General features: G+C 34.7%; 11 protein-coding genes. All 11 read right to left on the minus strand.

Annotated features, from left to right (window positions below; translation table 11 throughout):
• The 11 genes from DR980_RS09235 to DR980_RS09285 all read right to left on the minus strand — a co-directional run bounded on the left by DR980_RS09235 (position 1) and on the right by DR980_RS09285 (position 12,306).
• Entirely contained in the window at positions 1-1,209 is a 1,209-nt protein-coding gene (locus DR980_RS09235; RefSeq protein ID WP_113635335.1) for a glycosyltransferase family 4 protein, read from the minus strand.
• Between the two features lie 2 nt (positions 1,210-1,211).
• Positions 1,212-2,087 carry a hypothetical protein gene (locus DR980_RS09240; protein ID WP_113635338.1) on the minus strand — a complete coding sequence of 292 codons (876 nt, stop codon included), beginning with the start codon at positions 2,085-2,087 and terminating at the stop codon, positions 1,212-1,214.
• A gap of 532 nt (positions 2,088-2,619) precedes the next feature.
• On the minus strand, positions 2,620-2,949 hold the full coding sequence (locus tag DR980_RS09245; protein WP_113635341.1) for a GIY-YIG nuclease family protein: 330 nt from the start codon (positions 2,947-2,949) through the stop codon (positions 2,620-2,622).
• A 343-nt stretch (positions 2,950-3,292) separates the two neighbouring features.
• Positions 3,293-4,726, minus strand: coding sequence for an MBOAT family O-acyltransferase (locus DR980_RS09250; protein WP_113635344.1), 1,434 nt, complete (start codon positions 4,724-4,726; stop codon positions 3,293-3,295).
• A gap of 15 nt (positions 4,727-4,741) precedes the next feature.
• Positions 4,742-6,136 carry a glycosyltransferase family 28 protein gene (locus DR980_RS09255; protein ID WP_113635346.1) on the minus strand — a complete coding sequence of 465 codons (1,395 nt, stop codon included), beginning with the start codon at positions 6,134-6,136 and terminating at the stop codon, positions 4,742-4,744.
• On the minus strand, positions 6,126-6,935 hold the full coding sequence (locus tag DR980_RS09260; RefSeq protein WP_113635348.1) for a formyltransferase family protein: 810 nt from the start codon (positions 6,933-6,935) through the stop codon (positions 6,126-6,128). Before DR980_RS09260 ends, DR980_RS09255 begins: the two co-directional genes overlap by 11 nt.
• Positions 6,910-7,863 (minus strand): polysaccharide deacetylase family protein, encoded by a 954-nt coding sequence (locus tag DR980_RS09265; RefSeq protein WP_113635350.1) that lies wholly within the window; start codon positions 7,861-7,863, stop codon positions 6,910-6,912. Before DR980_RS09265 ends, DR980_RS09260 begins: the two co-directional genes overlap by 26 nt.
• Positions 7,864-7,970: 107 nt before the next feature.
• The gene (gene asnB / locus DR980_RS09270; RefSeq protein ID WP_113635352.1) at positions 7,971-9,680 is read right to left on the minus strand and encodes an asparagine synthase (glutamine-hydrolyzing); all 1,710 of its coding nucleotides are present in this window, start codon (positions 9,678-9,680) and stop codon (positions 7,971-7,973) included.
• The gene (locus tag DR980_RS09275; RefSeq protein WP_113635354.1) at positions 9,680-10,378 is read right to left on the minus strand and encodes an acylneuraminate cytidylyltransferase family protein; all 699 of its coding nucleotides are present in this window, start codon (positions 10,376-10,378) and stop codon (positions 9,680-9,682) included. Before DR980_RS09275 ends, asnB begins: the two co-directional genes overlap by 1 nt.
• A gap of 190 nt (positions 10,379-10,568) precedes the next feature.
• Complete coding sequence (gene neuC, locus DR980_RS09280) at positions 10,569-11,726, minus strand: UDP-N-acetylglucosamine 2-epimerase (RefSeq protein ID WP_113635459.1); 1,158 nt, start codon at positions 11,724-11,726, stop codon at positions 10,569-10,571.
• Between the two features lie 232 nt (positions 11,727-11,958).
• Entirely contained in the window at positions 11,959-12,306 is a 348-nt protein-coding gene (locus DR980_RS09285; RefSeq protein WP_113635356.1) for a GIY-YIG nuclease family protein, read from the minus strand.
• Between the last annotated feature and the right edge of the window lie 243 nt (positions 12,307-12,549).

The raw sequence follows: 12,549 nt of genomic DNA on the forward strand, positions 1-12,549 counted from the left end.
TTACTGTATTAAAGATTGATAAAAAATTAAACTCTGTAGTGCTACTTTTTGGATACTGAATTTTTCGCTAACTTTCTTTTTTGCCGCTGATCCAAACTCTTTTTGTAAGTCACTATCTTCCATCAAATGAATAATTTTAGCAGCATAGTGCAAATGATCTTTTGGATGCACTAAAAACCCATTGACACCATCATCAATAACTTCCGGTGCCCATCCAATATTCGAGGCTACAATAGATTTCTCCAATGCCATGGCTTCAATCCAGGAAACGGGTAAGGCTTCAGCAAAAGTAGGAAATACACAAACCGTCGCTCTGCTAATTTGATTTTTTATTTCATCATACGGCACAGCCCCTAAATAAGTCACATTCAGCAAGGCAGCTGGAGAGAATAAGCCTTGCATCATCTGCCAAGTGGAAGAATGCCCCGAAATAATATCTGGAACATCTTTTCCTATCAGAATTAATTTCGCCTCTGGTTTTTTAGCGACCACCACATTAAAAATAAATGGCAGTTCCAATAGTCCTTTCTTACGGATTAAGCTCCCGAAATACAGTATGGTGTTTTTATTGTTGATATTATTACCATTGACAGTGCCATTATTATGGCAATTTTCATTGACATTGTTATTGCTATTGCAATTGATATTGTTATTATTAAACACATCCATGTCAATACAATTCGGAATAATGGAGAACTTTTTATCTAAATGAAATACCTCATTTGTAGTATCAGCTGTAAACTGACTCACAGAAAGCAACCCATCAGCATTTTTCAAAGCTCTTTTTTCATGAAACCGATTTACCCATTTTACGGGGCGCTGATCCAAATGACAAAAATAAGTATCGGAACCATTTAATCGTATCACAACAGGGCATTTTTTAGGGGATATAAATGACGTAATTCCCGTCCAATCTGGCGCTTCTACCAAATCAATTTCTTTATTGTCATATAAAGTATTAATGTTATTCTCAAGTTTTTTTCGGGTGAGATACCAAGACAATCCCTTAAATTTTATATTTCTGATTTGTTGAATACAAATACCGTTATCATAAAAAACACCTTCTTCTTTTTGGGCATACACTAAAACCCGAACCGAACAGCCTTCCGCCAAAAGTCCCATCGCCAGATTTTTAATACTGGTACCTATTCCTCCCGAACCTCCTGTTTTTGGATGTGGATATTCCGGCGTTAAAAAAGCTATTTTCATGGTTATTTATTAAAAAAATCTTTTATAATTACACTGGTAAACAGTCGTGCTCCAGTATCATTTAGATGTCCGCAGGAAGAAAAATACTGATCTCCCTCTACCGCTTTTTCATAATTATGAATTTCAGGATAAAGCTGTTGCACTTTATCAAAATAATTCAATCCTTTGGTATTACTGCACATCGGTGTCATTACTGAGATTAAATTGATATTATTGTCCTTACAAAGTTGTCTAATTTCTTCATAATATTTGTTACGCAACGGTTTTAAATTGCTAATGTTATTTTTCATGTTACCCTTACCATTTCCCAGTGGCGAGTACCCCATATTCAGTAAATGATTTGTCTTTTTATGAATGGCATTAAAAAACATCTCCCTAAAACCAATTCGAGTCTCAAATGCGACATATCTGTAAAAAGGAATATAATACAATTCATTAAAGTCTTTTTCTGTAGAGAAATGATTTTTTGTTATTTCCGAATTATGAATATATGGTAAAAATTTTGCAGCAATTCCCTCTGCTCGTTTCTCATTCGACAAATTCAAATCAGTCTCCAGTATCACATTCTTTATCGTATACTTTCGTTCCACCATAAGCTTTAAGAGCAATGAAGCTTCAAATAAATGGCCGCCGCTCATTCCATAATTAAACGTTTTCAATCCTTTTTCAGCAAACATAGGAGCCACAAAATGATTATTAGCCCTGGAAGAACCTAAAATAACCACATCGTAATCCCGCTCTACTGAGTTGTAAACATAATCAATTTTTCCTCTATTCGAAGACTGTAAATAAACAGTTGTATACAAAAAATCCAATACCACTAACAGTAAAAATAGTAGCACAAGGGTTTTGACGGTAAAAATTAAAAACTGCTTCATTATTGTTTTATTCTGTATTATTATTCTAGTATTTTAATGTATTGTATTTGACAGCTCGATTTGACAATTAAACTATTCTCTTTGTCACGTCAGAAGTTTATACTGAGCGGAGTCGAAGTACAGTCGAGACGCTTTTATGTCTTAATGAATCTCGACTAAAGCCTGTCCTGAGCGTAGACGAAGGACTCGATTTGTCAATTAAACTACTCTCTTTGTCACGTCGAAAGTTTACACTGAGCGGAGTCGAAGTACAGTCGAGACGCTTTTATGTCTCAATGAATCTCGACTGCGCTCGATTTGACAATTCGGCTGCAGCCTGTGCTGAGCGTAGACCAAAAACTCGTTTTGATTACTCGAGATCTTTTGTCACGTCGAGCGCAGTCGAGACGCCTTTAATAATCAATTTAATCTCGACTAAAGCCTGTCCTGAGCGTAGACGAAGGACTCGATTTGACAATTAAACTACTCTTTGTCACGTCAGAAGTTTATACTGAGCGGAGTCGAAGTACAGTCGAGACGCTTAGTCAAACTATTATTCTATATCTTCAAAATCCGATTTGTATTTATGATGCGTTGCATTTCTACATTCTGATAAATCTTGTAATTTATCAAAATTCCCATCAATTAATGCCTGTTTTTTAACCCTGCTCCATTTTTTTAATTTTTTTTCAAACTCAATAGCCTGATTCGGATCTGTAAAATCCTGATAAAAAACTAACGTCACAGGTCTTCTACTATTTGTATAGGCTTCTGGATATTTACCGACATTGTGCTCGATAACTCTCCTGTCAATATCAGAAGTTACTCCTACATAAAGCGAATCATCGTTACAAAGAAGAATATATACATAATAGAATTTCATATCGCTTTTTTAAAATTAAACGAATCTCGACTATAGCCTGTCCTGAGCGTAGACGAAGTACTCGATTTGATAACTACACTACAGCCTTTCCTGAGCGTAGACGAAGGATTCGATTTGACAACTCCACTACAGCCTTTCCTGAGCGTAGACGAAGGACTAGATTTCACAACTCGAGATCTTTTGTCACGTCGAGCGCAGTCGAGACGCCTTATATTCCAAAACTAATCTCGACTATAGCCTGTCCTGAGCGTAGACGAAGGACTCGATTTGACAACTCGACTATAGCCTTTCCTGAGCGTAGACGAAGGACTCCATTAAGCCTTAATCGATTCCCATACTGATATCAAAACTGAAAATAAATAAATTCTTTATAATCGGAATACGTTCCCAATGCTACAATCGCGGCAAGGCAGAACGTTAATTTCAAATAACTATATTTCCCGGAAATGGGATCTACTTTCGTGCGGCTATTCCATTCCACAATAATAAAAGCAAGTATCAAAATAATGATTTCATAATTGTAACGCTCGTTTTCCAAATACTGTGATTCAAAAATTCTATTGGTAAAAATACGCCCAATATACTCAAAAGCTTCTCCTATCGATTTTACTCGGAAGAAAATCCAGGCCAAGCAGGTCAATGCAAACGTGCTGACAATACTAAAGAAAACTTTAACGGAGTTCAAATCCCAATACAAGGATACTGTTTCCATATTAGACCGATTACGTTTCAAAAGCAATAACGGTAAAAAATACAAAGCGTTAATAAAACCCCAGGCAATAAAAGTCCAATTGGCGCCATGCCAAAAACCACTCACTAAAAATATGATAAACGTATTGCGGACTTTCATTGCCGTACCACCACTGCTCCCTCCCAATGGAATGTATAAATAATCCCGAAACCAAGAAGATAATGAAATGTGCCAACGACGCCAAAACTCGGCAATGTCACGGGAGAAATACGGGTAATTAAAATTGCGCAGTAAATCGATTCCAAACAGTTTTGACATTCCCAATGCCATATCCGAATAACCGGAGAAATCCCCATAAATTTGAAAAGCGAAATAAACCGCTCCAAGAAGCAGTGACAAAGAGTTCATCGATTCATAATTATCAAAAATCGCATTGGCATAAGTCGCACAAGTATCGGCAATTACCACTTTTTTGACCAATCCCCAAACAAACTGAAAGATTCCTTCTTTGGCTTTTTGGTAATCAAAACTGCGTTTCACTTTTACCTGTGGCAATAAATGTGTCGCTCTTTCAATAGGACCCGCGACAAGCAATGGAAAATAACTGACAAACAAAGAGTAATCGATAAAGTTATATTCTGCTTTTATACGCTTTAAATAAATATCAATTACGTACGATAACCCATGAAAAGTATAGAAAGAAATACCCACCGGCAGAATCACGTTCAGCAATAAAGGACTTGTTTGAAGCCCGAACCCATTCAACAACTCCGAGAACGAATCTGCAAAAAAATTATAATATTTAAAGATTCCTAAGAAACCCAAATTCACACTAATACTCAACCAAAACCAAAATTTTCGTCCCAGTTCCGTCTTGGTCTTTTCTATCCTAATACCGGTGTAATAATCTAAAAAAGTAGAGAAAATCAGCAAAAACAAAAAGCGCCAGTCCCAACAAGAATAAAAATAATAGCTCGCTATAATGAGCACTGCATTTTGAGTGCTTTTGGTTTTATTAAAAACAAACCAATACAACACAAATACAATAGGCAGGAAAATGGCAAAGGAAAACGAATTGAAAAACATGCTGATAAGTAAATTTTATGAAATTATTGTTTTAATGCTGTCCCAAATTCGTTTGGACGCATCTTGGGGTGGATGTTTATTAATTACTTTAAACCACTCTTTAGCATGATTAACCGTTATTTTAGAATCTTTAAGCATCATTTCAATTTTCGATGCAATTTCATTTGAATCGTTTATCCAAACTACAGCTGCTTCATGTGGCATCGAACGAAAATGGACAAAGTTATAAATCGTTTGAGAACTCCAATCATCCTTTTTTTTGTTTTCAGCATTATAGTTGATATACAAACAAGGTTTTTTAAATGCTACAAAATCAAATACCATAGACGAAGCTATGTTCACAACCATCTCACAATTAGCAATTATATTTACTTGCAATTTTAAATCTTCAGCCGTAGGCATCACAGTGTTCCAAGAATCTCCGTTTTGATTCCACAAAGGATTAATTGAGGTAATTATATTTTGATATTTTTTTAAAGTACCGCAATATCGATTAGAAAAATCTACTGGACACCTTCTGAAAATAATTCCTAAATTATGTCCATTTTTATTTAAGGATTCAATCGAATGTGCTACATCTTCTAAATACTGTTCATCATGAGGACTAGTAGTGATATCATCTCCAGAAAAACAAATATATTTTCTATCTAGGTCTAAACCATACTTTTTAAAGAAATCACTCCTGCCCAAAATCAAAGATTTATCAAAATGAGGTTCGAATTGGGGTGTACCTACAACTAAAACTTGATTTTCATTAATATAAGGATAGTAAAACAATGTTTCTTTTTTCATAAAATCGCTCCAAACAAAGTAGAAATCAACGCCAACTATCATTGTGGCTTTTGGCAAATTGTCCCATGAAAATATGAATGTTGCTGTTGGTATTCCTAAATCTTGAGCTGCCAATAAAGGAGCAATTGCAACAACGGGACGTTGATTGGTACAGAAGACAAAAGAGGGTCGTTCTTTTTCTAAAGTCTTCATACAGTCCTTGTAATAAAGAGTATTACGTTCCAAATTTTCTATACGCTGACTTATTTTTTTCAATCCAATTTCCGAATCAAAATATTTAATTAAAATATTTGTAAAAAAAGACTTTAATTTTGATTTTATTGTTTCATTACTAGACGAAAAACGATAAGTATCATATACCTTGTCATTAGTTTTCTTTATAAACTGATTTAATCCAATTTGTATTTTTACATTCTTTAAAAAATCTGTAAAAGAATGAAGCTTCGAATTCTGAATTCTAATCTCTTTAAATCCCAATGAGGATAAATCAAATACAGTATTATTCCAATAGACAATATCCAAACCTTCTCTAATCCCAATATCATAAAATTGGGTAAAAGCAAAATTTCGTAATCCAACTCCATCAGGTAATAAAACAAAAATTTTTTTATTCTTCATAATTAGAAACAATTGGTTTTAAAGCCAGTCGCTGTGCTTTATTTGTTAAATAGTCTAATATCCCACCATCTCTTATAATTTCGTTTGCTTTTCTTACAGAATTGGGAGTAAAATCTTTTAATCGAAACTCTTTTGTTATTTCGCTTTCTTTTTGTGGATGTAATATAATTTTTCCTAGCAAATATTGTTCAACTATTTTGGGAAAAATAAAACCTGCTTTCTGTATTACTTTATTTCCAATTGAGTGAATACTATCGTTTTCATCAATACAATCAGGACGAAACTGATGCAATATTACCCCACTGTCTACTTTATCATCGGCCAAATGAATTGTTGCACCAATAGACTCAAATTCATTATTAAAAATTGGAAAAAAATTAGTTCCAGACCCTTTATAGTAAGGTGATAATCCCAAGTGTAAATTAATTACTCTATTTGGAAATTTTTCAAGAATAATTGGTTTAATCATCGATGTCCCGAAAAGAAGAATGCAATCAATTTCTGATTTTTCTAATAAATTCAGCGACTTTTGGCTATTTATTTCTCCATAATTAATTTCAACTAATTCAACATCTTGAGGAAAATCTTGGCAATTCTCAAAAAAAATCAGTTCAGAAGCTCTTCTATTTGTAAAATGATTTTCCAGCACTTTTGCATCAGCATCAATAAATGAAGAAGTCTCTTGAATAGCTTCATTTTTCTCTTCACAAATAATCAATTTCAAAGAAAGCGTCTTCGCTATTTCAGTAGCAATATACTTGTGTCGTAAATGATTACTTGTAAATAAAGCTATATTCATCTTTAAAAAATTTTTCGTTTTTTCCTCCTGGCAAATCGTTACAATCAAATCGCTTCAAAAGTAATTTATTTTCATCTCCTGTATTAATTCCTCTTTCCATTGTAAAACCAATAGTATATTCCAATGATTGAGCTAGTTCAGAAACTGGCTTCGCACAAGCCTCAATACTACCGTAGGGATAACTAATACTAACTATATTAGTATTAGTTAATTGTTTTAAATAATGCTTTGTTTTTGATAACTCATCTTCAATTAATTCCGGTTCTAATAATCCCAACGCCATATGACTGTGCGTATGACTTCCTAACATTCCTTCTTTAGCCAATATTGTTAATTGGTTTTCGGCCATATAAAGCGTTTCTATTACTTTTTTTTCATTAAAAAAATGATCAAAAATACTATCTATTAATTTTGACTGCTCGGCTATATTTAGTTTGAAATTTAATATATATTTCAAATAAGCACTTTCCTCATTATCATAATTATAATGCAATATCGCTTTTCTCTTTTCAAGCGTAGATAATGCAATGATAAATTTTGGGCCTGCGGCAGCAAATGTACTTAACAATTTTGATGGAGACATTTGGGAACGCAATAAATGTATTTTGTGCACTAAAGAAACCTTTTTTTCAATGTGGTTTATAGAATTAACAAAAAACAAAGCTGGTATTTTTAATTGATCTAAAATTGGTTTCGCTAATTCAAACTGTTCTTTCAATCCATCATCAAAAGTAATTAGAATATAATTTTGTTTGGATTTTATAATTTTATCAGGATTGCTGATTAAATCATTTGGGTGAATAAATGTACCCGTTTTCTTTAGCAATAACAATTGCTTTTCGAATAATTTAGGAGTTACACCAAAAATACTTAAAAATGGCGCATCGAAATTCTCACGAATATAATGGTAATTACTAACGGTCAGCATTTTGCGACATTAAATATATTATTCTTCTTGATTTGCATCTTCTCTCTGTATACAATAATATTTAGATTTCCCAAATATCGTTTTTTCTAATTTAAATTTACGGTAAATCAATTAATGTTCTGTATCATCTCGTACAAACTTATACATTGCCAAATATGAAAACTGGATTGAATAGTACCCCCAAAGTACAATTCCAACTCTTTTTCCAATGCTGCTTTATCAAACCACACCCCATATTTTGATTTTTCAACAGTTGAAAAACATTCCTTAACCCAGTTTTTCAAATCTTCTGCAAGCCACTCCCGCTGTGGGGTCTGTAAGGGTCTTTTAGGTGCAAAGGCTAAATCATTGGCCAAATATTCTGAGGCGATTTCTCGCAACATAAATTTGGTTGTTCCGTTCTTTATTTTAAAATCCAGCGGTAATGAAAAAGCAAATTCCACCAATCGATAATCCAAAAAAGGCTCCCGTAATTCCGTGGAAAACAGCATGGAAATTCGATCATTAAATCGAAGTGCTCGTGGGATTTTGGTATAAAATAAATCCCTGTATTGTTTATTTAAAATCGCATCGACAAAGGGTTTGGGATAGTTTGGTTTTTCGGCTTTTTCCAAAAAACTATCTGAAAGCAAATTTATTTTGAATGGCGAATCCATAACTCCTTGAATAGTAGCATCATTTTCTTGAGTATAGTAATCATACCCAGCCCATTGTTCGTCCATACCCTGTCCATCAAGCAATACTAACACATTATCTTTTCTGGCTTGTTCAAAAATTTTGGCATACGCCAAAGTGGGAATTCCTCCATAAGGTTCATCTTGCTGTCCTTCCATTTTTTGTGCAAAATCAGGAACGTCTTCTACTTGAAGCAGCACTTTCGTCAAAGGATTTTTGGTTTTGGCAATCATCATTTCTACCCAAGGCAATTCATCGTAGTCAGGATTATTCGTATAAAAAGTATAACCATTTATTTTAGAATTATCCTCTTGAACATTGACTAAAGCCAATAATACGGAACTATCCAACCCGCCACTGATATTGAAACCAATGGGGACATCAGCCCTGAAACGCAAATTAATGCTGTCTTTTAAAAGAACAACATAATGTTCTTTGGCTTGCTCAAAAGTTAAATTCTTAGGTTGCTTGGCAACTTCGTCTTCAAAAAAATACCATTTTTTTAGGACCAATTGCTGGTTTTGAAATTCTAAAAAATGGCCGCCGGGCAATTGCAAGATCTCCTCCCAAAAAGTTTCATCAGGATTTCCATAAGAACCATAAGCAAAATAAGAAGCCCAGACTTTCTCGAATGGAATCCGTGAAATACCCGCAGCGTGAATCGCTTTTATTTCTGATGAAAAATAAAACGAGTCCTTTTCTGTACAGTAAAAAAAAGGTTTGACACCAAATCGGTCTCTTGCAGCAAATAACTTTTTGTCTTGATTATCCCAAATAGCAAAAGAAAACATCCCGTTCAATTTTTGCAGACAGTCGTGCCCGTAAACAAGAAACGAAGCTAGTAAAACTTCGGTATCTGAATCTGTTTTAAAAGAATACAGTCCTTTCATTTCAGTTTTTAACTCTATATAATTATAGATTTCACCATTAAAAACCAAAACATACCGCCCAGAAGGATCCAAAAAAGGTTGATTGGATGCTGGAGACAAATCAATAATAGCCAATCGATTATGACCTAAGGCAGCAAAATCCCTGTCAATATATTTCCCCGTGGCATCCGGACCCCTATGGTGCTGACTCAAAAGCATGGCATCCAACTGATAGGTTTCGAAAGCTCCAATTATTCCTGCAATACCACACATTATTTTTGATTGTTTTTAATCATTTGTTCCGCCTTTTCCCAATCGGCTAACGTATCTATATTTACATAAAATTCAGGAGAAGACTCAATGAATGAAATACTTTTACCAAACAAAGAATGATGTTCCAACAGCACTTTAGTTTTCGTTATGTAAATAATTCCATCCCTATGATAGGCCTCAGGAAGCTCCTGTCTTCTGCTGATGATTTTTTCTTCTCCGGTGGCAATTTTTAAGTTTCCTTCGGGATTAACTTCAAAAGTCCAATGTGGATTGTATTCATGGGGTACTTTTTGCACCGAAACCAAAGAATCACTACCACTTGCTATAAATTTTTCGATGGCTTTATCTAAAAAAGCAAGGGTTCTAAAAGGACTGGTTACTTGCAACAAGCAAACGGCATCAAAGAAAATAGCCTGATTTTCGAACCATTTCAACGCATGAATAATGACATCTATAGTGGGTGTTGTGTCTTGGGCTAATTCCTCTGGTCGTAAAAAAGGTACTTGAATTCCCAAGCTTTTGGCCACCGTAATTATCTGGTTATCCTCACTGGACACAATCACAGCTGTTAAATACTGTGATCCCAAAGCAATTTCAGCTGTATATTGCAACAACGGTTTCCCGTTCAACAGTTTAATGTTTTTCCCAGGAATACCTTTTGAACCTCCACGAGCAGGTATGATGCCTAAAATTCGCATTTTATGTTGGTATTATTTATACTAAAACTAGGTTTTATTTTAAATTTATTTTTCATTTCTTAACTATTCTGGTCTTTTGATAAATTACAACATCAACTGTCAGTAAAAATGGATTGTCAGACTGAGCCTGTCGAAGTCCTGTCAGACTAAGCAGAGCCTGCACTGAGTTTTTATCGAAAAGTCGAAGCCTTTAATACATGATTGTTTTATGAAACTGCAAAGGTAAATGTAGCAATAATTCGGCTATTTGCGTACCTGCTTTTCCGTCTCCATAAATAGAGGAAGAGATTGATTTACCTCTTTGCACGGAGTCTAAAATGGCTTCTTCAATACTATTTTGACAATAATCAACGTCAGCACTATTGCCGCCTCGATCTCTTCTATTTTGTCGAGATCCTATGTTAACAACAGGAACCCCTAAGAAAGCACATTCCCTAATACCTACGCTTGAATTTCCAATTAAACAATCGCTGTGGTACAGAAGTTGTAAAAAATCTTTGCCTTCCATATTCTTAAAAAAATGAACATTGGGTAACTGGTGTTGCTCTCTAAAAGCACGAATCCCTGTAGAGGTTCCATCTGCGCCGGCATCTACATTCGGCCAAAACCAAAGCGTGGGCTTATTTAATTTATGAATTGCTTCCAGAGTAGCTTCAATATGTTTTCTGGAATCTAGATATTCAGTAGTTACCGGATGTTGCATAACAACTAAGTAGCCATCAGCCAAATCTGGTTTTGCTCCCACTCCACCATATTTCTCATATGGATCAAAAGGAAGCATTTCACTCAATACTACTTCGTCTGCCAAATCAATAGAAGGGCATCCGGTGTTAAAAACCATTTCAGGATCCTCTCCCAATTTGATGACTCTTTCTTTAGCATTTTCGGAGGCTACAAAATGATAATCTGCCAATTTTGTGATGGCATGACGTACTTTTTCGTCAATATTTCCGGTTACTTCTCCCCCTTGTATGTGTGCTAAAGGAATATTCATATAAGAAGCCGCAATAGCAGTGGCCATTGTTTCAAAGCGATCCGCGACGGTCACAACGATATCCGGTTTTAAATTATCAAAAACGGTCGACAATTCCAATATTCCAATTCCTGTTGTTTTCGCCGCTGCAGTCAGATTCTCTCCTTCCAATACATTAAATACTTTGGCAGCAATCGTAAAACCATCTTTCTCAATATAATTCACAGCAGAACCGTAACGATCTAACAAGGCAGATGCGGCAACCACTAATTGTAATTCCAAATCAGGATGCCTTTGTATAGCAGACAAAACCGTTTTTACGCGACTATAAGAAGGACGCGCCGTTATTACTACAACTATTTTTCTTTTCGGCATTTTAAATTTATTATTATTGGGTTTAAAAGTAGGCAAAAAGCGGACAGGTGAAAACGTTATTTTTATCAAATAGAACATTCTGATGTTAGACTGAGTAAGTTCTTCAAAGCGGAAACCTAGTTCTATAAAATATACATACTAATTAGCACTTGTCAGTCTGAGCTTGTCGAAGACCTTTTATGTCCTGATTTTTTATAGAAGAGTCACAGATCTTCTATAAAACTTGAATTTGTCAGACTGAGCTTGTAGAAGACGTGTCATCCTGAGCTTGTCGAAGGGCGTCCTTTCCAAATTCAGTATAATTTTTTGAATACTTCACTAGTTTATCCCAATCTTCATTTATTAAAGCTTCTTTCTTTCTCCTACTCCAGCCTTTAATTTTTTTCTCAACCATAATTGCTTGTGTAGGTTCTGAAAAAGTTTCAAACCAAACTAATTCAACAGGTCTCTTATTATAAGTATAACAATCCTGATTCTTTCCAGAATTATGCTCAAATATTCTTCTATTGATGTTATTGGTCATTCCTGTGTAATAAGAGTTATCTGAGCACTTGACGATATAGACGTAGTAGAATTTCATGTTATTAATAATATAAAAGCACTTCGACAGGCTCAGTGTGACATCGCGACAACAATTAATTTTGACAAGATTATTAAAGACTTTTCGATAAACCACTAAACACAATTATAAAAATGATTGTCAATCTGAGCAGAGCCTGCCCTCAGTATTTTATCGAAGGGTCGAAGTCCTCAACTTACACTTGTCCTTCTGAGCAGAACCTTACCTGAGTTTATATCGAAGCGTCGAAGACCCTTTATGCCC

It is taken from the genome of Flavobacterium psychrolimnae, from assembly GCF_003312425.1.
GTDB lineage: Bacteria > Bacteroidota > Bacteroidia > Flavobacteriales > Flavobacteriaceae > Flavobacterium > Flavobacterium psychrolimnae.